The 18,881-nt window shown below is 69.0% G+C and carries 17 protein-coding genes; 12 read left to right on the top strand and 5 right to left on the bottom strand.

From position 1 onward, the window contains the following. Nucleotide 1: 1 nt before the first annotated feature. From MEICH_RS0112435 to MEICH_RS0112415, 5 genes are all read right to left on the bottom strand, one after another. A complete protein-coding gene (locus MEICH_RS0112435; protein ID WP_027892892.1) occupies nucleotides 2-982 on the bottom strand; it encodes a V-type ATPase subunit in 981 nt (326 codons plus the stop codon). Between the two features lie 2 nt (nucleotides 983-984). After that, nucleotides 985-1,551 (bottom strand): V-type ATP synthase subunit E, encoded by a 567-nt coding sequence (locus MEICH_RS0112430; RefSeq protein WP_027892891.1) that lies wholly within the window; start codon nucleotides 1,549-1,551, stop codon nucleotides 985-987. A gap of 88 nt (nucleotides 1,552-1,639) precedes the next feature. Beyond that, nucleotides 1,640-1,921, bottom strand: a complete 282-nt coding sequence (locus MEICH_RS0112425; RefSeq protein ID WP_157202762.1) for a F0F1 ATP synthase subunit C — start codon at nucleotides 1,919-1,921, stop codon at nucleotides 1,640-1,642. Nucleotides 1,922-1,958: 37 nt separating this feature from the next. Then, nucleotides 1,959-3,959 (bottom strand): V-type ATP synthase subunit I, encoded by a 2,001-nt coding sequence (locus MEICH_RS0112420; protein WP_051304135.1) that lies wholly within the window; start codon nucleotides 3,957-3,959, stop codon nucleotides 1,959-1,961. A gap of 8 nt (nucleotides 3,960-3,967) precedes the next feature. Beyond that, nucleotides 3,968-4,282, bottom strand: a complete 315-nt coding sequence (locus MEICH_RS0112415) for a V-type ATPase subunit subunit G family protein (RefSeq protein ID WP_027892888.1) — start codon at nucleotides 4,280-4,282, stop codon at nucleotides 3,968-3,970. A 573-nt stretch (nucleotides 4,283-4,855) separates the two neighbouring features. Between MEICH_RS0112415 and MEICH_RS0112410 the strand changes: the two genes are divergently transcribed. The 12 genes from MEICH_RS0112410 to MEICH_RS0112355 form a co-directional block, all read left to right on the top strand. Then, nucleotides 4,856-6,043, top strand: coding sequence for a 23S rRNA (cytosine(1962)-C(5))-methyltransferase (locus MEICH_RS0112410; RefSeq protein WP_420804466.1), 1,188 nt, complete (start codon nucleotides 4,856-4,858; stop codon nucleotides 6,041-6,043). Nucleotides 6,044-6,259: 216 nt separating this feature from the next. Then, nucleotides 6,260-6,475, top strand: coding sequence for a DUF3248 domain-containing protein (locus tag MEICH_RS0112405; RefSeq protein ID WP_157202761.1), 216 nt, complete (start codon nucleotides 6,260-6,262; stop codon nucleotides 6,473-6,475). Nucleotides 6,476-6,496: 21 nt separating this feature from the next. Then, nucleotides 6,497-6,925, top strand: a complete 429-nt coding sequence (locus MEICH_RS0112400) for a DUF3809 family protein (RefSeq protein ID WP_027892885.1) — start codon at nucleotides 6,497-6,499, stop codon at nucleotides 6,923-6,925. 103 nt (nucleotides 6,926-7,028) lie between these two features. After that, nucleotides 7,029-7,700, top strand: a complete 672-nt coding sequence (locus tag MEICH_RS0112395) for a metal-dependent hydrolase (protein ID WP_027892884.1) — start codon at nucleotides 7,029-7,031, stop codon at nucleotides 7,698-7,700. Between the two features lie 56 nt (nucleotides 7,701-7,756). Next, the gene (locus MEICH_RS0112390) at nucleotides 7,757-8,629 is read left to right on the top strand and encodes a serine/threonine-protein kinase (protein WP_051304134.1); all 873 of its coding nucleotides are present in this window, start codon (nucleotides 7,757-7,759) and stop codon (nucleotides 8,627-8,629) included. A gap of 59 nt (nucleotides 8,630-8,688) precedes the next feature. Next, nucleotides 8,689-10,614, top strand: a complete 1,926-nt coding sequence (locus MEICH_RS0112385; protein ID WP_027892882.1) for an AMP-binding protein — start codon at nucleotides 8,689-8,691, stop codon at nucleotides 10,612-10,614. Between the two features lie 290 nt (nucleotides 10,615-10,904). Continuing rightward, nucleotides 10,905-12,515: a dynamin family protein gene (locus tag MEICH_RS0112380; RefSeq protein WP_338025489.1), complete on the top strand. Its 1,611-nt coding sequence runs from the start codon at nucleotides 10,905-10,907 to the stop codon at nucleotides 12,513-12,515. A 527-nt stretch (nucleotides 12,516-13,042) separates the two neighbouring features. Continuing rightward, nucleotides 13,043-13,417: a response regulator gene (locus MEICH_RS0112375; RefSeq protein ID WP_027892880.1), complete on the top strand. Its 375-nt coding sequence runs from the start codon at nucleotides 13,043-13,045 to the stop codon at nucleotides 13,415-13,417. Continuing rightward, the gene (locus MEICH_RS27210; protein ID WP_051304133.1) at nucleotides 13,408-13,866 is read left to right on the top strand and encodes a chemotaxis protein CheW; all 459 of its coding nucleotides are present in this window, start codon (nucleotides 13,408-13,410) and stop codon (nucleotides 13,864-13,866) included. Before MEICH_RS0112375 ends, MEICH_RS27210 begins: the two co-directional genes overlap by 10 nt. A gap of 111 nt (nucleotides 13,867-13,977) precedes the next feature. After that, the gene (locus MEICH_RS0112365; RefSeq protein WP_027892879.1) at nucleotides 13,978-15,930 is read left to right on the top strand and encodes a methyl-accepting chemotaxis protein; all 1,953 of its coding nucleotides are present in this window, start codon (nucleotides 13,978-13,980) and stop codon (nucleotides 15,928-15,930) included. A 15-nt stretch (nucleotides 15,931-15,945) separates the two neighbouring features. Continuing rightward, entirely contained in the window at nucleotides 15,946-17,787 is a 1,842-nt protein-coding gene (locus MEICH_RS24910) for a methyl-accepting chemotaxis protein (RefSeq protein ID WP_051304132.1), read from the top strand. Between the two features lie 8 nt (nucleotides 17,788-17,795). Next, the coding region (locus tag MEICH_RS0112355) for an Hpt domain-containing protein (RefSeq protein ID WP_027892878.1) at nucleotides 17,796-18,881 on the top strand (1,086 nt) is incomplete at its 3' end.

The following is an 18,881-nucleotide window of genomic DNA, read 5'->3' as shown; positions in this document are numbered from 1 at the left end:
TTCACGCCATCACCTCCTTCTCCACCGCGTCGGCGGGGAGGTTGTAGTAGGCCCGGCGCGCCAGCAGGCGGATGCGGGCGGCCTCCCACTCCTTGGTGCGGATGTAGTCGAGCGCCAGGCCGGGGCCCAGGCTGTCGAGGCTGCCCTGGTGGGCCTTCTCGCGCAGGATCTTGCGCAGCGCGCGCTCGAGGTCGCCCAGGGTGCGGGCCGAGGCCGCCGGGGCCAGCGGGGTCGCGTTGAGGGTGTCCATCGCGGCGAAGTCGCCCTGCGCGATGCGGCTGAAGGCGGTCATGGAGAGGTGGGTGCCGCCGGGGATGAAGTAGGCCTCGAGGTTGGCCGGAGCGCCCAGGGCCTGCAGCTTGAAGGCCGTCGCCAGGTTGGTGGCGTCGACCTCGAGGGCGAAGTAGGAGGCCAGGAAGCGCTCGCGCAGCTTCTTGGCCTTGGCCAGCGCCGCGGCGAAGAACTCGCGGTCGAGGGCCACCTCCAAAGCCAGCAGGTCGGGGCTGCCCTGCACCGCGTTGCGCAGCGCGCGGGCCAGCGGGTTGCCGGGCAATTGCAGGATCTGGGCGACGCTCGCGGCGTCGGAGGCCTGGAGCATGCTGTTGACCAGGGTCTCGGGCAGGGTGCCCCCCACCAGCGTGGCCTTGATCTCCTCGGCGCTCTTGCCGGTCATCTTGCCGCGCAGGATGGCCTTGAGGTTGACCAGGTCGGCCCGCAGCAGCGGCAGGCTCACGACCTCGCGCAGCTCGCCCGTGACCAGGCCCGGCAGGTCGCCCACGGTGCGGCCGAAGTGGCCCGACACCGCCCGGTCGACGTCGCCTAGGCTGCTGCCCTTGAGGTCGGGGCCGTAGACGGTCTCGCCCAGCAGCCGCACGAAGTCGGAGAAGGAGGCGCTCAGGGCCTGCTGGAAGAAGCCCTCGCCCACCAACTGGCTGCGCCGGGAGCGCACGCGGGCGTTGAGGTAGGCGTAGCCAGCCGCCATGCCTACCCCCAGATCGCTTTCGCGGCCTTGGCCGACAGAGAGTCCCAGGCGCGCTCGAGGCGCTCGGCCAGGCTGTTCTGCACCATGCTCTTGCCGCCGGCGGCCACCAGGCGCACGCCGTAGCGCAGGCCGGGGTCGGTGCGCAGCTCGAGGCCCTTGGCCTTGACCCAGGGCTCGATCTTGGCCGCGTCGGCGGGGTTGACCACCAGCGCCTCGGCCTGGCCCAGGCCCCGCAGGGCCTCCTCGGCCAGCTTCACCAGGACGTCGCCGTAGTTGGCCTGGGCCTGGAGGTCGGCCAGCGCCTTGGTGGCCTCGGCGCGCACCCGGTCGATCACCTGGCCCCGGGCCTGGATGCGGGCCTGGTTGAGCACCAGTTCGCCCGCGCTCTCGGCGCGCCGCACGGCGGCCGCGTGCTCGGCCTCCAACTGCTTTTGCCGGTTGGCCTTGAGGGCCTCGGCCTGCTCCTGGGCAGCCCTGATGATCTCGGCGGCTCGAGCCTCGGCGGCCTTGGTGACCTCGGCGATCTCGGCGAGAACTTCCTGTTGGAGGATGTCCTCAAGTTTCGACATGTTTCAACTCCTTCGCCCATGGCCCGGGGGCAGACGGTGCGGCCCGTGGGCCGCACGCCCCGCGCACCGCGCCATGGGCCACGCGCACCTAGCTGATGAGGAACAGGCCCACGAAGCCGAAGATCACCAGCGTCTCGGGCAGCAGGAAGAAGATCAGCGCGGTACCGAAGTTGCGGCGGTCTTCCGCCACGGCCCCCAGCGCCGCGGCGCCGATGGCCGACTGGGCTACGCCGGTGCCCAAGGCGCCCAGGCCCAGCGCCAGACCTTTGCCGATGGCGGCGAAGGACGAGGCCGCGACAGCCCCTTCCTCAGCAGCGAAAGCCACAGCCAAGAGCGCCACACCGATGATCGAGAGAACTTTCTTCAGCATCACGTCACTCCTTTTCGCGCTTGTGCGCAAGATGAACTTATTGGTCACGAACCGACTTGAAGGGACGGTAAGCCCGGCCCACCTCGTCGAAGAACCCGTAGTTGTTGCCGAACTCGATCCACAGCAAACGGATCGGCTGGAGCACGTGCCCCATGATGGTGATCAGGGTGATCAGGACGAACATGATCGCCCCCACCAGGAAGCCGATGACGATGCCGATGGGCCCGAGCTGGTCGGCCATGGCGAAGCCCGCGTCGTTGGCGAGCTTGTACAGCACCGCCCCCGCCAGGCCCACCGCGTAGATACGGATGTAGCTGAGGATCTGGCCGCCCTTGCCCAGCAGCTCGATGGGCATCACCAAGTAGCCCATGATGGCCCCCAGGCTGCGGGCGACCTGGAACATCGCCACCGCGAAGACCGCGAGGCCGGCGATGAGGATGAAGGTGGTGATGGGGGCCCCCACGCCGGTGAGGAAGGTGTAGGCGAAGGCCACGATGCCGGTGAGGCCGGCGAGGTAGCCGATGCCTTCCCACATGTGCGAGGTGTGGTGGTGCTTGAAGCCCATGTACGCCCGCAGGCCGAAGGCGTAGAAGAGCTGGAGAATGCCCAGCGCCAGGGAGACCACGATCAGGAGGGTCGAGGTCTCGGCCACGTCGAGGCGGTTGAGCAGGATCGGGAAGATGCCGTGGTGCTCGCCGTCGTTGGGGTAGAACAGCGTGCCGCCGTTGAGGCCGGGCAGCTTGAGCCGCTCGAACAGCGTGCCGAAGAACTCGCCGTAGAGGAAGCCCCAGACGCCGGCCGAGACCGCCATCCAGGTGAGCAGCTTGGAGATGTCGCGGCCCACCGGCGGGGTGATGAGGGCGTTGACCAGCGGGATCAGCACGCCCTTGCCCTGGCGGGCACGGCTGCCGAAGAACCAGGCCAGGTAGCCGAAGAACAGCGCCATCCCGATGTCGCCCACCACCATGCCGAAGAAGAGCGGGAAGAAGAGGGCGATGTTGAGGGTGGGGTCGTAGGAGCCGTACTTGGGGGTGTTGAGGAAGCCGTGCAGGAGCTCGAAAGGCTTGGCCCAGGCCGGGTTCTTCAGGGTCACTGGCACCTGGTCGGCCTCGTGGTGCTCGTCGACGGGCTCGAAGGTGTAGACGATCTGGTCGCGCAGCTTGCTCAGCGCCTCCTCGACCTTGGGCTTGGCGTCCTGGGGCACCCAGCCCATCAGGGCCATGCCGTACTTGCCGGCGGCGAGGTCGGAGGCGGTTTTGTAGCGCAGCACCTCATCGCGCGCGCGGGTAAGGAGGGCTTGCAGCGGGGCCAGGGACTCGCGGCCCAGCTTGGCGATCTCCTCACGCACGCCCGCCAGTTCCTCGGGCGCGATCTTCTCGCGTTCGCGCATGCGGCGGGCCACCTGGGTCAGGGGCAGGCTGGCGTAGGCGCCGGGGAAGCGCAGTTCGGCCAGGCCCAGGCGCGAGAGCGCGCTGCGGGCGGCCTCGAGATCCTGCCGCTTGACCACCACCACCGCGGCGACCTGCTTGTCCATGGGGGCGGAGTCGAGCAGGAAGCGGTCCTGCAGGGCGACCTCGAGCGCGGCCCGTACGGGGCCGAGTTCCTCGGCCTTGCCCACCAGGAAGGGGATCACGCCGAAGCGCGGGCTCTGGTCGATGCCGTGGGTGAGCCCGGCGAGGGCCTGCGCAGCAGCGCCGAAGAGCTGGATGGTCTGGAGCTCTTCCTCCAGCGCCCCGCGCTCCCGGCCGAGCACGTCGGCCCGCTCGACCCAGGGCTTGACCTGGGCCTCGGCTTCCTCGAGGCTGCCGGAGAAGGCGGTATTGGCTGCCGGGACCGCGCCCAGCACGGCAAGGGTGCGGTCGGCGCCGGAGGCGATGGCCTCCCAGCGCTTGAGCTCGCTCTCCTCCTGCGGGGTGAGGCGGAACTCGCCGAGCTCGGCGGGGCGCAGGGGGTCGATGTGCACCACCCCGGCGTGCTGGAGCTCGGCCAGCAGCGAACGGGCCAGGCGACGCGGCCCGGCCACAACCAGTTTTTCCATCGGTGCGATCAAGGGAGGACCTCCCCCAGCACCAGCTTCACCGCGCCTTCGATGCGGGCCTCGGCCGCTTGCGTGATGCTCTTCGCCTCGGCCTCGGCGCGCGCCTTGGCCTCGGCCTCGAGCCGCGCCACCGTCTCGGCGGTCTGGGCTCTCATGCGGCCTTCGAGCTCGCGCACGGCCTCCTGGGCCTGGGCCACGATCTGAGCCGCCTGTGCTTCGGCTTCCTTGATCTTGGCCTGCGCCGCTTGTTTAGCCTCCTCGAGCTGCCTGGCGAGCGCTTGCTCCCGCTCGGCGAGGTCTTTAATCAGTCCTAGGCCAGCCACTTTCCCTCCTTTCGTGAAATAAGGCTCATGTAAACGCCCGCAGCATTGTAGCGGTTTATGAAAAGGGGCGTCAACGGTGCATAGCATACCCTACGGCAGCGCTTTTAGGCCTATAGCCCAAGGGGGAATTCTGAGACCTCCTGAGAGCGCTGAGAGCGCTGCCCCTGGTCGCGCCGAGACACCCTTCTCCGGCGGAGCCCGGACAATCTTACCCGACCCTGAGCCCGAAAAGTTTGTGGTTTTCATCACGACCAGTCTGCGGCATTTTTGATGTAACGATTGTTACGTGATAAGGAATTGGGGGTTGGTACGTCGATAGCTGATAGCTAAACGCAAGGCGTAAAACGCTTCGGCCCTCGACCCTTGACGCCGGTGGGGAGGGGTCAACTGCGAGCCACGAGCTGACGGCTGAAAGCTTGAAGCTTATACCAGATTCGGTCAGTTCGTTCCCGAATGGGGACGAACTGACCCGACCGAAGGGAGTGCTCTAGGATTCAAAAAGATAGCCTCTGAAGGTCTTTGGTTTGGGTGATTATCTTTTTGAATCCGGTATTACTGAGCTCCTAACGCCACATGCCGCCCGGTCTTTTGGCGTACACTGCCCCGGTGAAGGTTCGTGTTTCTTCCCGTGGGGCCAGCCGCTTGCTGGCCCGTCACCCCTGGGTGTATCGCTCGGACGTGCTCGAGGGGCCGGAGCAGGCCGGGCTGTACCCGGTCTACGGGCCTAAGGGCCTGCTGGCCTGGGCGGCCTGGAACCCGGCTTCGGAGATCGCGGTGCGGGCGTTCCGCTACCGCCCGACCGACGACGCCGAGCGGAGCCTGCTCGACAACCTCGAGCGGGCCCTGGCGCTGCGCAAAGCGAGCGTGGAGGCCGAGCCCGGCGGCGGGTTCCGCCTCGTGCACGCCGAGGGCGACAGCCTGCCGGCGCTGGTGCTCGACTACTACGCCGGGCACGTGGTGCTGCAGTCGGGCTCGGCGGCACTCGAGCCCCTGCTGCCGCGCGTCGTGGAGACCTTGATCGAGCGGCTCCCCGTGCAGAGCGTGCTGGCGAAGAACGACCAGCGCACCCGCACGCTCGAGGGGCTGGGGCTCGAGGTCAAGCCCCTATTCGGCAGCGTGCCCGAGGGGGTGTGGGTGCAGGAGGGGCCCGTGCAGTACCGCGTGGACCTCCTGAGCGGGCAGAAGACCGGGGCCTTCCTCGACCAGCGCGAAAACCGGCTGCGGCTGCGCGGCTTCGGCGGGGAGCGGGCCCTCGACGTGTTCAGTTACCACGGCTCCTTCGCCCTGCACCTCGCCCAGGGCTTCCGCTCGGTGACGGCGGTGGACAGCTCGGCCGACGCGCTGGCCCGCGCCCAGGACAACGCCCGGCACAACGGCCTCGAGCTCACCACCGTCGAGGCCAACGCCTTCGAGTTCCTGCGCCAGGAGGAGAAGGCGGGCCACAAGTACGACCTCATCGTGCTCGACCCGCCCGCCTTCGCCAAGAGCAAGCGCGACCTCGAGCGGGCCTACGCCGCCTACAAGGAGGTCAACCTGCGGGCCATCAAGCTGCTGCGCGAAGGCGGCATCCTCGCGACCGCCTCCTGCAGCCACCACCTCACCGAGCCGCTGTTCTACGAGGTCCTGGCCGAAGCCGCCGCCGACGCCCACCGCTCCCTGCGCGTCCTCGAGCGCCGCGGCCAAGGCTGGGACCACCCAGTCCTGCTGGGCGTTCCAGAAACGCATTACCTCAAATTCGCACTGCTGGAAGTGAGGGACTGAGGGGCGAACCCGGCGTCGAGGGTCGAGGGCCAAAGCCTCTCGCGTTTTGCGTTTTGCGTATTGCGTATTGCGTAGGGCGTACGACGTACGACCCGCGGTACGACCCGCGCCCGGCGTCCGGCCATCGACTATCGGCTATCGGCTATCGACCATCGGCTATTGACTATCGACACCCCACCCTTGACCTCCCCCGCCCCAGCCCCCACACTGGACGCGATGGATAGCACGATGGAAGACCTGCTCGAGCGCCTGGGCAACAACCTGGTGTGGCGCATCGGCAAGGCCGAGACCGAGGACGTGATCGTGGTGCGGGTAGGCCTGGCCCGCTCGGCCAGCAATTTCGCCCTGTACCCCCGGCTTCGCAACGCCACCGACGAGGACATGGAGGCGTTGGTGAAGGCCGGGCAGGTGCGGGTGGAGTGGGTGGACTGACCCGCGGCGCTCAAAAAGCCCATGAACATCGAACGCACTTTCGAGCTGACCATCCCCGGCGACGAGGCTTTGCTGCACGCGCCTGAGAAGGTTTTCGGCGGGCGCCCCCCCTTCGAGACCATGACCCGCGAGGGCTTGCGGCTGCAGGGGGCGCTGGCGGCCGACGTGCCGCTGCTGGGGCAGTTGCGCTTCCCCTTCGAAAGCGAGCTGGTCCTGGGCATCGGGACGGCGCAGCTCGAGCCCGTCCTCCCCTCCCCCATCCCCGACTACTGGGCCGAGATCGCCGGGGAGGGGCGGGTGGAGGGCGAGAACCTGCGCTACCGCATCACGGTGCGGCTGCACGCCGAGGTCCCCCCGGCCGACAAGTGGGGGGGCAAAGCCCTGCGACGCATGGCCGAGGCCGCCTTCGAGCGCACCCTAAACCGTGCGCTCAACCAGCTTCAACCGTGAGGCGGTGAACAGATTTATAACCCTAGGCCCCTGCCGCGGGCTTTATACTGTTCTGGATGAACTGCCCACAGAACGAGGGCCGCCGCACGGGGGGTGAGACGTCATGCTAGAACTCCGGTACATCGGTCACTCTGCGGTCTACTTGAGCGACGGGACCACCCGCGTCGTGATCGACCCGTTCATCACGGGCAACCCCAAGGCCACCATCTCGGCCGACGAGCTCGAGGCCGACCTGATCCTCATCACCCACGCCCACGGCGACCACTGGGGCGACGCCGTCCCGCTGGCCAAGAAGGGCGGTCTGGTGGTCTCCACCGCCGAGATCGCCGCCTACGCCCAGCAGCACGGGGCCCGGGCGCAATCCATGAACATCGGCGGGACGTACAGGTTTAACGGAGGGTGGCTCAAGTGGACCCCGGCCTGGCACTCCTCGTCCTTCCCCGACGGCACCTACGGCGGCATGCCCATGGGCGTGGTGCTGGAGTTCGGCGGCAAGCGCATCTACCACGCGGGCGACACCGCCCTCTTCAGCGACATGCGGCTCATCGGCGAGATGGGCCTCGACCTGGCGCTGTTGCCCATCGGCGACAACTGGACCATGGGCCCCGACGACGCGCTCAAGGCGCTCGAGCTGCTGCGGCCGAAGGAAGTCGTGCCCATCCACTACAACACCTTCCCGCCCATCGCCCAGGACGGGGCGGCCTTCGTGGCCCGCGCCGGGCTGCTGGGGGTCGGGGGGGTGGCCCTGGCCCCGGGCGAGAGCCGCAGGCTGTAACGGGATGGTAACGCCGGGCCGGTTAAGCTGAGGGCGATCCGAATTTCCGGGGGATTATGCCGCTGAATGATGGGAACATCGATTACTCGCGCCTGACCCGCAAGGACTTCCGGCTGGAGATGCTGCTGGGGTTGGGCCAGACCGCCCAGGTCTACCTGGCGAAGGCGCCCAACGGCGTCAACGTGGCCCTGAAGATCCCGCGCCGCGAGGTGCGGGAGAACCCGCAGATGCGCGAGCGCTTCGCCCAGGAGGTTTCGCTGTCCATCAGCCTGGTGCACCCCCATCTGGTGCGCGGCCTGGCGGGCCGACCCACGGGGGACGGGGCCTTCCTGGCGCTGGAGTACTTCCCCGAGGGCAGCCTCGAGGACCGCATCAGCAAGACCCCCCTGGCCTTCCCCGACGCGGTGCGGGGGCTGCAGCAGATCGGGCAGGTGGTGCTGTTCTTGCACCAGCGGGGCATCATCCACCAGGACATCAAGCCCTCCAACATCTACCTCAAGGGCGCCGACTTCAAGCTCGGAGACCTGGGCGTCGCCAAGAGCCGCAGCAACCCGCGGCCGCTCGAGCGCGCCGGCAGCCCCTTCTACATGGCCCCCGAGCTCTTCGCGGGCGAGGAGGCCACCGAGGCCTCCGACACCTACTCCTTCGGCGTGCTGGCCTACGAGCTGCTCACCGGCAAGCGCCCCTTCCGCGCCGAGACCCTCGACGACGTGACCCACGCCCACCTGCACCTAGCCCCGCCCCCTACCTCGCTGCCGCGCCGCCTCGACCAGGCCCTGCGCAACCTGCTGTCCAAGGACCCCAAGCAGCGCTGGAGCATCCCGCAGTTCCTGCAGGTGCTGGCCTCCCCCGACCAGCCCCCGCCGGCCCAGCCCGAGGAGAAGGAAAAGCCCAAGGGGCTGCGCGCCCTGTTCCGCCGCCGCTCTTGAGGCCGCGGTGTAGCTACAAGCGTTGATCCCCCGGCCCCGGGGGCCGATAAACTTGGGCCATGACACAACCGGTCTGGCACCCCACCGAGGCGTACACCCGTGGCTCGCACCTCGAGGCCCTCATGCAGCGGCTGGGCCTGGGCAGCTACGAGGAGCTGTACCGCTACAGCGTCGAGCAGCCCGAGGCCTTCTTCGAGGCCGCCTTCGGGCAGATGGGGATCGAGTGGTTCCAGCCCTACACCCGCGTGCTCGACACCTCGCAGGGCCCCCAGTGGCCGCAGTGGTTCGTGGGCGGCCGGCTCAACCTGGCCTACAACGCCGTAGGCCGCCACGCCCGTGCCAAGCCCGACGCGATCGCCCTGATCTGGGAGGGCGAGGACGGGCAGGTGATCCGCCTGTCCTACGGCGAGCTCGAGGCCCGCGTGGCCCAGGCCGCCAACGCGCTCAAGGCGCTGGGGGTCGGGCGGGGCGACCGGGTGGGCATCTTCCTGCCCATGATCCCCGAGACCGCCCTGGCCGCGCTGGCGATCGCCCGCATCGGCGCCATCTTCATCCCGGTGTTCTCGGGCTACGGGGCCGACGCCGCCGCCACCCGCTTGGCTGACGCCGAAGCCCGGCTGATCGTCACCGCCGACGGCTTCTACCGCCGGGGCTCGAGGGTGCGGCTGCTGGAGGCCGCCCGCGAGGCGGCCGCGCTTTCCCCCAGCGTGGAGCGGCTGCTGGTGGTGCGACGCTTCGGGGAGGCGGCGTTGGAGGGGCGCGAGGTGGCCTGGGACCAGGCGGTGAACGGCCAGCCCGAGGAGGCCGAGTACGCGCCGATGGACAGCATGGACCCCTTCATGCTCATCTACACCTCCGGCACCACCGGCAAGCCCAAGGGCACCGTCCACTACCACGCGGGCTTCCCCCTCAAGGCCGCGCAGGACATGGCCCACTGCTTCGACCTGCGCGAGGGCGAGGTGCTGTTCTGGTTCACCGACATGGGCTGGATGATGGGCCCCTGGGCCATCCTGGGCGCCCTCACCCTGGGCAACACCGTCCTGCTCTACGAGGGGGCCCCGGACTTCCCCGACCCCGGACGCCTGTGGGGCCTGGTCGAGCGCCACCGCATCACCCACCTGGGCATCTCCCCCACCCTGGTGCGCGCGCTGGTGCCCTTCGGCGAGGAGCCGGTGCGGCGCCACAACCTCTCCTCCCTGCGGATGCTGGGCTCGACCGGCGAGCCGTGGAACCTCGAGCCCTATCTCTGGTTCTTCCACACCGTGGGCCAGGGCCGCGTGCCCATCATCAACTACTCCGGCGGCACCGAGATCGGCGGGGGCATCCTGGGCTGCGTGCCCTTCAAGCCCATCAAGCCCATGGGCTTCAACACCGCCGTGCCCGGCATCCGCGCCGCCGTGCTCGACGCAGAGGGGAAGCCCGTGGTCGGGGAGGTGGGCGAGCTGGCGGTGCTGGGCCCCTGGCCGGGCCAGACCAAGGGCTTCTGGAACGCCCCCGAGCGCTACCTGAACACCTACTGGAACCGCTTCGAGGGCATCTGGGTCCACGGCGACTGGGCCGTGGTGGACGAGGAAGGCCACTGGACCATCCAGGGCCGCAGCGACGACACCCTCAAGGTCGCAGGCAAGCGCGTGGGCCCCGCCGAGTACGAGAGCGCCGCCGTGGAACACCCCGCCGTCAAGGAAGCCGCCGCCATCGGCGTCCCCCACGAGGTCAAGGGCGAGACCGTGGTGGTCTTCGTGGTGCTCAAGCCCGGCCACAACCCCGGCGCAGAGCTGGAAAAAGCCATCACCGACCAGATCGTGCAGCGCATGGGCAAGGCCCTCAAGCCCGAAAAACTCCTCTTCGTCACCGACCTCCCCAAGACCCGCAACGCCAAGGTCATGCGCCGCGTCATCCGCGCCGCCTTCCTGGGCCAGAACCCCGGCGACCTCTCGGCGCTGGAGAACCCGCAGGCGGTGGAGGCAATCCGGGGAATGGGTTAGGGGGAGCGGGAAGCAGTAGCCGTCAGCCGTCAGCGGGAGGCTAGTGGCTCGTGGTTTACCCCTCCCCAGCCCTCCCCGCGGGCGGGGAGGGTTTTATCCCCCCCGGCCCCCCTTGCTAAGGGGGGTGAAAAGGCGTCTTGCGTTTTGCGTTTGGCGTTTTGCGTTTTAGCTATCGACCATCGACCATCGACCTACACCCCCAACGCCGAACCCTCATCCGCGTGGCCTATACTGGCCCTCGGAGCCCCGTCGCTATGCTCGATTCGCGAACGCAACAAATTGCTCACAAAGTGCGGGATTTGGTGGCTCAGGGCCTCGAGGCCCTGGCCCGGACCTCCCTCGACGTCGCCCCGCTACGCCAGGCGTTGCTCGACCTCGAGGGCCCCTTCCTCCTGGTGGTGGCGGGGGAATTCAACAGCGGCAAGAGCAGCCTCCTGAACGCCCTTCTGGGCAGCGAGTTGCTCAAGGAGGGCGTGACCCCGACCACCGACCGCATCCAGCTCATCGGGTACGCGCTCGAGCCACGCTACGAGCCGCAGGGCCCCGAGCTCGCGCACCTCTACCTGCCCAACCCCATCCTCCAGGACCTGCGGCTGGTGGACACCCCCGGCACCAACGCCATCCTGGCGCAGCACCAGGTGCTCACCGAGCGCTTCCTGCCCCGCGCCGACCTGATCCTCTTCGTCACCAGCGCCGACCGGGCCTACACGCACAGCGAGTCGGAGTTCTTGAAGCTCATCCGGGCCTGGGGCAAGAAGATCGTGCTGGTGGTCAACAAGACCGACCTGCTCACCCCGTCCGAACGCGAGCAGGTGCTCGAGTTCGTGCGCAAGGGGAGCGAGCAGACCCTGGGCCGCCGCGTGCAGGTCTTCGGGGTGTCGGCGCGGCAGGCCAAGGCCGGGGAGCGCGAGGCGAGCGGGGTGGCAGCGCTCGAGGCCCACATCCGGCAGGTGCTCAAGCAGGAGGCCGCGGCGCTCAAGCTGGGCTCGCCGCTGGGGGTGCTCGTGCGGCTGGCCGAGGTGGCCGCGCCCGAGCTGGAGACCGAGCTCCAGGGCATCAAGAAGCAGCTCGCCACCTGCTCGGACCTCGACCAGCTCGCCCGCCGCCACGCCGAGCGCACCCGCCGCGACTTCGCCGGGCAGGTGGCGCTGGTGACGCAGGTGGTGGAGGGCGTGCGGGAGCGGGGGGAGGCCTGGCTCGACGAGACGGTGCGGCTGGGGCGCTTCTTCGACCTCATCCGCAGCGCCAAGATCAAGCAGAGCTTCCTCGACGAGGTGGTGAAAAACGCCAACCAGGACGTCGAGCGCGGGGTGATGCAGGCGCTGGGCTGGCTCGCCAAGCGCGACCGGGAGCTGCTCGAGGACGCCTTGCACCTCCTGCGCGACGCCCCGGGCCTGCAGGGCGCCAAGAGCCCGGGCGAGCAGCAGGCCATCGCGGGCAACCTCGAGGCCGCGCTGCGCTCCTTCGTCCCCGAGCGCGAGGCGCTGGCCCTCAAGGACCACATCCAGGAGGCGCTGCAGCACACCGCGCTGGTCGAGGTCAGCGCGGTGGGGCTGGGCAGCTTGCTGGTGCTCATCTTCCAGAAGCTCCTCCTCGACCTCATGGGCATCTTCGCCGGGCTGCTGGTGGCGGTGCTGGGCTTCTCGATCCTGCCGCGCCGCAAGGACGCCGCCAAGGCCAAGCTGCGCGAGCGGCTGGGGGTGCTGCGCTCTGAGCTGCAGAAGGCCCTGAACGAGGCCCTCGAGGTCGAGCTCGAGCGCACCCAGGAGCAGTTCACCGCCCTCTACCGCCAGCCCTGCCTGCGGCTGGAGGCTTCCCGCGACAGCCTGCAGGCCCAGATCGACCGCCTGAACGCCCTCCGGCAACAGGCCGCGGCGCTGCGGGAAGAGCTGGCCCGCTGATACCCGGTTCGGTCAGCCCGCCGCCGACCCGGCCGAAGTTATCCGCGTAGCGGAGGGCGATACCGCCCCTTGGAAGGGATACGCTTGCTTCGCCTCCCGTCAGGGAGGGGTGTGCTCTGGGGTCCGAAAAGATAGCCTCCGGGGGTCTTCGGTTTGGACGATCGTCTTTTTGAACCCGGTATGAGTCCTTCCGCCTTGCGGGAGGGCGAGGCGGCCCTCCCGATCCTCGCTCGGCCAAATCTATACTCGGTTCATCTTTATACTTCGCTCATACATAAGGGAAGCTGTGGCACAATCTACGGAGGGAGCCGGAGGACTTAACGGGCTGCCATCGCACCCGTAGGGGCCCCAGCAGCACGAGAGCCGATCTCGTCCGCCGGGATTCCAAGTTGCTCTGTGCATTCATCACAGGGATGCCCCCCTCACGCTCCTAACATCTGGAGTGATCACGCCGGGTGATCTCGAGTCACGCACTCCATACGCCGATCTGCCCGGGCGTGCAACTTCCCACAGGAGGAACCCCAGTTATGGCCAAACTCATCGCAGTGGACGACTCCCTCGCCGACCTCAAGCTCATCGAAAGCATCCTCGCCAGCGACCACCGGGTCGTGCTCGTGCAGGGCAGCGAGAACGTCGAAGCCCGCATCGAGGCCGAGAAGCCCGACCTCGTCCTCCTGGACGTGGTGATGCCCGGCCGCAACGGCTACGAGGTGCTGCGGGGGCTGCGCCGCAACGAGAACACCAAGAACCTGCCGGTGCTGGTGATCAGCTCCAAGGGAGAGCCCACCGACATCGAGTGGGGCAAGCGGCAGGGGGCCAACGGCTACCTGACCAAGCCCTACACCCCCGACTCGCTCAAGCAGGCGGTCAAGGGGCTGTTGAGCGGGAGTGAATGGTCGTGAGCAAGACCCAGGTCCGTCAGGCCGGGTTCTTCCGTCTGGCCAATGACCTGTATGCCCTGGAGGTCACCCACCTCCAGGAGGTGCTCGAGGTGGAGCGGCTCACCCCCATCCCCCTGGCCCCGCCGGCCCTGCTGGGCATGGTCAACTTGCGCGGGCGCATCCTGCCCCTCTTCGACCTCAAGGGGGTGCTGGGCATCTCGCGCCAGCCGGGAGCGACCGGGGAGAGCGCGGTGGTCATGCGCTACGGCAAACAGGTGCTGGGTTTCGTGATCGACGAATTCCTGGGGCTTTCCCCGCTCCAGAGCCTGCGCCCGGGGGCTTCCGGGCTCTACCTGGGCGAGGTGAGCTTCCAGGGCCGCACCGCCCGCGTGCTCAACCCCGAGTCGCTCATGGCGGACATCCGGGGCTTGCTGGCCTCGGCAACGGACTGGAGCCGTTCCTTCGAGTAGACCCCAAGGAGAGTCGCATGATCCCTACCCGCCCCCCGCACGACCCCACGCCGGCGGCCCCGACCCGGGCCGTCGCCCCCTCCGGCCAAACGGCCTGAACAGGAGCGTCGTATGCAGCCCGCCAAACGGAAACCTCTGCCCCGTCTCTTCCCCCGCAGACCCGCCCCCGCCGCCCAGAAGAGCGGCACCTCCGGCGGCTTCCTGAGCAACCTGCGCTTCATCTGGAAGATCGCCCTGATCGTGTTGGTGATGGCCATCGGTGCCGCCGGGATCGTGTTCTCGGGCCTGCGCGGCCTCCAGGCGATGCGCTCGGACCTGGACAACCTCTACAGCGGCATGCTGGTGCGCCTCTCGAGCGTCCACAAGGCCGAGATCTACTACGCCGACCTCATCCGCCACGTCGAACGCGCGCGTGTGCCCCAGGCCGACATCAGCGAGCGCCGCGCCGCGATGGAGCTGGCCGCCCGCGCCATCAGCAACGCCGACGAGATCATCGACCGCTACAACCAGGACTGGGTGAGCGGCAGCAACTACAACTACATCGCCGCCCTGCTGAAGTCGCGCAACAGGGTCGAGCTCCAGGACGCCGAGCTGAAGGCCCTCACCGCCGTCAACGAGCGCTACCTCGGCGCCCGCAAGGCCTTCGACGCCTTCTACCAGAGCATCGAGGCCGGGCGGCCCGACCTCAAGCTGGGCGAGGAAGTCGCCTACCAGTACATCTCCCTGCGTGGCTACCTGCGCGAGCTGATCAACGCCAACGACGCGCTGGCCCTGGAGATCAACAACGCGGCGCTGGCCCGCTCGGGCGAGGCGCTGCGCAGCATGTTGATCACGCTGGTGGTGGCGACGCTGCTGGCGCTGCTGGCGGTGTTCGCGATCACGCGCGCCACCACGCGCCGTCTGGCCGCGCTCGAGCGCGGCGCCATGGACCTGCGCGAGGGCAAGCTCGACACCGTGGTGAAGGTGCGGGGTAAGGACGAGATCGGCACGCTGGGCGCGGTCTTCAACGACGCCGTGGCCCAGCTGCGGGCCAAGGCCGAGGCCGACGCCGAGGCCATGCGCCAGAACCAGATCCTCCAGCAGAACATCGCCGAGTTCCTCAACGTCACCATGGACATCGCGCAGGGCGACCTCACCAAGCGCGGCATGGTGACCGAGGACGTGCTGGGGAACGTGGTGGACGCCGTGAACCTCACGGTCGAGGAGATCGCCTACCTGCTCAAGGACGTGGCGAAGGTGGCCGAGCGCGTGAACCAGGGCGCCGAGCAGCTCAACCAGGTGACCGCGGCGGTGCTCGAGGGCGCCAAGGTGCAGGCCGACGAGGCCCAGAAGGCCCAGGGCCAGGCCCTGGAGGTGACCCAGTCCATCCGCCAGATGTCCGACACGCTGGGCATCTCGGCCCAGGCCGCCGCCAAGACGCTCGAGGCCTCGCAGAAGGGCCAGGAAGCGCTCACCGCCACGCTCTCGGGCATGCAGAGCATCCGCCGCGAGGTGCAGAGCATCGCCAAGAGCATTAAAGGCCTCTCCGACCGCTCGCTGGAGATCTCGGAGATCGCGCTGACCATCTCCAACATCGCCAAGCAGACCAACCTGCTCGCGCTCAACGCGGCCATCGAGGCCGCGGGCGCCGGTGAGGCGGGGATGCGCTTCTCGGTGGTGGCCGACGAGGTGCGCAAGCTGGCCGAGTCCTCCGCGCAGGCCGCCCAGCGCGTAGGCACGCTGATCAAGGGCATCCAGAGCGAGATCCAGGGCGTGGTGATCTCGGTGGAAGGCGGTACGAAGGAAGTGGAGCAGGGCTACCGCATCGCCACCGAGGCCAGCGAGCAGCTCAAGGAGATCGCCCACCTGGCCGAGCAGTCCTCCAAGCTCGTGCAGGCCATCTCGGGCGTGGCCCAGCAGCAGGTGCACAACGTCGAGCGCGTGAGCCAGGCGGTGCGCTCCATCGCCGGGACCGCCGAGGCCACCGAGGACAACAGCGAGCGCGGCCGCCAGGCCGCCGAGGAGCTGCGCAAGCTGGCCGACCAGCTCAGCTCCAACCTCTCGCGCTTCCGCCTGCCCAGCTAACCTGTGGGAGAGCCTATGCAAGTGGCCAAACAAAAGCCCAAGCCCGACCCGCGCCCGACGCTCTACGGCGCGGTCCCCAGGATCCGGTTCGGCATCCGCCACCGCATCCTGCTGCTGCTGGCCTTCCCGCTGCTGCTGCTGCTGGCGGCGGCCTCGGTGGCCAGCGCCATCACCCTGCAGCAGAGCCTGGAGGCCGAGTTCAGCGCCAAGGGCGAGGCCATCGCGCGCTCGATCGCTTCGAGCATCGACGACGACATCCTCGCGGGCAACCAGGCCGCGGTGCAGCAGCGCATCGAGGACTTCGCCCCCATCCCCAACGTCACCTACATCTTCGTGCTCGACGCCGGCGGGCAGGTCTTCGGCTCGAGCATCGCCCACGTGAGCCTCAAGGGCGGCAGCATCCGCAGCTCCTACATCCCCCAGCCCGTCATCGACAGCGCCCGCGCCTCCGACCTCCCGGCCCGCCGCGTCAACTACACCGACATCATCGGCCGCGACTACCGCGACATCCTCGAGCACCAGGCCCCCATCGTGGGCAGCCTGGGCCGGGTGTTCGTGGGCATCGACCGCAGCGTGATCGTGCAGAAGGCCAACCAGACCGCGCTGGCCCTGGCGCTGGGCTTCTCGGTGGTGGCGGTGGCGGTGCTGCTGGTGGCGGCCTTCCTGCTCGGCCGGCTGTTCCGCCCGGTCAACCGGCTGGTGAAGGTGGCCACCCGCATCGGTCAGGGGGACCTCTCCGAAACCACCGACGTCAAGACCAACGACGAGCTGGGGATGCTCGGCCAGACCCTCGACCAGTCGATCGTGCAACTGCGCGGCCTGGTGCGCACCGCCGAGGAGCGCGACCGCGAGCGCTACGAGCGCGAGCAGCTCCAGGCCAACATCGCCGAGTTCCTGCGCGTCGCCATGGACATCGCGCAGGGCGACCTCACCAAGCGCGGGACCGTGACCCAGGACGTTCTGGGCAGCGTGGTCGACGCGGTGAACCTGGCGACCGAGGAGATCGCGCGACTGCTGCAGGACGTGCAGCAGACCGCGCAGGAGGTCAGCCAGGGCGCGCGCAGCATGGCCAACACCTCCGCGCACGTCTCGCAGGCCGCCGCCTCGCAGGCGGAGGAGGTGCTCAAGGTGCGCGGCCAGACCCGCCAGGTGGCCCAGACCGTGCAGAGCCTGGCGCAGACCGCCTCCTCCTCGGCCGAGGCCTCCCAGCAGACCCTGCAGGCCGCCCGCGTGGGCGAGCAGGCGGTGGAGGCGACGTTGGCCGGGATGCGGCAGATCCGCGAGCAGATGCAGGGCATCGCCGAGAGCATCAAGGGCCTCTCCAGCCGCTCGGCCCAGATCTCGGAGGTCGCCGACGCCCTCGCCGACTTCGCCTCCCAGACCAACCTGCTCGCGCTCAACGCCACCTTCGAGGCAGCGGGCGCGGGCGAGCTGGGGCGGCGCTTCGCGGTGGTGGCCGAGGAGATCCGCAAGCTCGCCGAGGACTCCGCCAAGGCCACCCGCCAGGTGAGCGACATCGTCACCGACGTGCAGCAGGAGATCAACCGCACCGTGAGCGCGGTGCTCGAGGGCGCCTACACCGTCGAGCAGCAGTACCGCAGCGCCGAGCAGGCCCAGGGCCGCCTCAAGGAGATCGCGCAGCTCGCCGAGCAGTCGTCGAGGCTGGCCGCGCTGATCTCGAGCTACGCCCAGTCGCAGGTGAAGTCCATCGAGCTCGTGGACGAGGCCGTGCAGAGCATCGCCGAGACCGCCCAATCGACCCAGAGCGAGAGCCAGCAGGGGCAGGAAGCCGCGCAGCAGTTGCGCAAACTCGCCGAGCAGCTCCAGAGCAGCCTCAGCCGCTTCCGCCTGGCCTAAAGGACGCCATGTCAAGCCCGATACCCGAACTCCTCCAGAGCTTCCTCTCCGAAGCCTGGGAGGCCGTGCTGGCGCTGGAGCAAATTCCCGACTACCTCGCCCGCCAGGAATTCGAGCCGCTGGTCATCGTGACCCACCGCCTTAGGGGCTCGGCGGGGCTGTACAACTTCCCCCAGCTCTCCCGCCTCGCCGGGCTGCTCGAGCGCCTCTTCGAGGGCGCGCCCCGGCTCACCCCCGACCAGCAGGACCAGCTCACCCGCTTCGTGGGGCTGGCCTCGGCCTGCATCTGCGACGCGCTCGACAGCATCGCCCAGAAGGGGCAGGAGGGCGACGTGGGGCTCAACCTCAGCCGGTTGGGGGCCTCCGCCCTGCTGCGCGACCTGGCCTTCGCCAACCCCGAGGCCTGGGTGGTGCACACCCCCGGCGACCCCGACGCCGAGCTGGGCGAGGACGAGGCGCCGGAGGACGCCCCCTACAGCGCCAGCCTGCGCGAGGAGCTGCACAAGTTCTTCCGCGAGAACCCCGACATCTGGGAGTTCTTCGCCCCCGAGGTGCTCGAGCACCTCGACACCGCCCAGAACGCGCTGGAGCACCTGGCCGGCGAGGGCGGGGAAGGCGACGTGACCGCGCTCTTCCGCGCGCTGCACACCATCAAGGGCGCGGCCTACTCCGTAGGCTGCACCCCCATCGGCAAGCTCGCGCACAAGCTCGAGGACCTGCTGGTGCTCGTGCGCGACGGCCAGCGCCCCTGGAGCGGCGAGCTGGCCTCGAGCGTGGCCGAGGGCGTGAGCGCGATCCAGCTCATGCTCGCCACCGCCGAGGGCCGCTCCACCGACCTCGAGGTCCACATCGCCCGGCTGGAGGGCCTGCTGGGCGAGTCCACCGGCCTCATCGCCCTGGTGGCGGCCCCCGCACCCGCCCCGGCCGCGCAACCCGCCGAGGCCCTCGCCGACTACAGGGCCAAGGAACTGCGCGAGAAGTTCTTCAACACCCCCGCCCTGCAGAAGCTCATCGAGGGCTACACCGACGAGCAGCTCGAGATCCTCACCCTCTCGCGCGGCGGCCACGACAAGAAGAAGGTCTACGCCGCCTAC

Source organism: Calidithermus chliarophilus DSM 9957 (assembly GCF_000430045.1).
Lineage (GTDB): Bacteria > Deinococcota > Deinococci > Deinococcales > Thermaceae > Calidithermus > Calidithermus chliarophilus.
This window is presented reverse-complemented; position numbering and strand designations above follow the sequence as displayed.

What these genes read in the sequence shown, in the direction of transcription:
- MEICH_RS0112435 (WP_027892892.1), bottom strand. Translation starts at nt 982, where the DNA reads ATGGCGGCTGGCTACGCCTACCTCAACGCCCGCGTGCGCTCCCGGCGC.
- MEICH_RS0112430 (WP_027892891.1), bottom strand. Translation starts at nt 1,551, where the DNA reads ATGTCGAAACTTGAGGACATCCTCCAACAGGAAGTTCTCGCCGAGATC.
- MEICH_RS0112425 (WP_157202762.1), bottom strand. Translation starts at nt 1,921, where the DNA reads ATGCTGAAGAAAGTTCTCTCGATCATCGGTGTGGCGCTCTTGGCTGTG.
- MEICH_RS0112420 (WP_051304135.1), bottom strand. Translation starts at nt 3,959, where the DNA reads ATGGAAAAACTGGTTGTGGCCGGGCCGCGTCGCCTGGCCCGTTCGCTG.
- MEICH_RS0112410 (WP_420804466.1), top strand. Translation starts at nt 4,856, where the DNA reads ATGCCGCCCGGTCTTTTGGCGTACACTGCCCCGGTGAAGGTTCGTGTT.
- MEICH_RS0112405 (WP_157202761.1), top strand. Translation starts at nt 6,260, where the DNA reads ATGGATAGCACGATGGAAGACCTGCTCGAGCGCCTGGGCAACAACCTG.
- MEICH_RS0112400 (WP_027892885.1), top strand. Translation starts at nt 6,497, where the DNA reads ATGAACATCGAACGCACTTTCGAGCTGACCATCCCCGGCGACGAGGCT.
- MEICH_RS0112395 (WP_027892884.1), top strand. Translation starts at nt 7,029, where the DNA reads ATGCTAGAACTCCGGTACATCGGTCACTCTGCGGTCTACTTGAGCGAC.
- MEICH_RS0112390 (WP_051304134.1), top strand. Translation starts at nt 7,757, where the DNA reads ATGCCGCTGAATGATGGGAACATCGATTACTCGCGCCTGACCCGCAAG.
- MEICH_RS0112385 (WP_027892882.1), top strand. Translation starts at nt 8,689, where the DNA reads ATGACACAACCGGTCTGGCACCCCACCGAGGCGTACACCCGTGGCTCG.
- MEICH_RS0112375 (WP_027892880.1), top strand. Translation starts at nt 13,043, where the DNA reads ATGGCCAAACTCATCGCAGTGGACGACTCCCTCGCCGACCTCAAGCTC.
- MEICH_RS27210 (WP_051304133.1), top strand. Translation starts at nt 13,408, where the DNA reads ATGGTCGTGAGCAAGACCCAGGTCCGTCAGGCCGGGTTCTTCCGTCTG.
- MEICH_RS0112365 (WP_027892879.1), top strand. Translation starts at nt 13,978, where the DNA reads ATGCAGCCCGCCAAACGGAAACCTCTGCCCCGTCTCTTCCCCCGCAGA.
- MEICH_RS24910 (WP_051304132.1), top strand. Translation starts at nt 15,946, where the DNA reads ATGCAAGTGGCCAAACAAAAGCCCAAGCCCGACCCGCGCCCGACGCTC.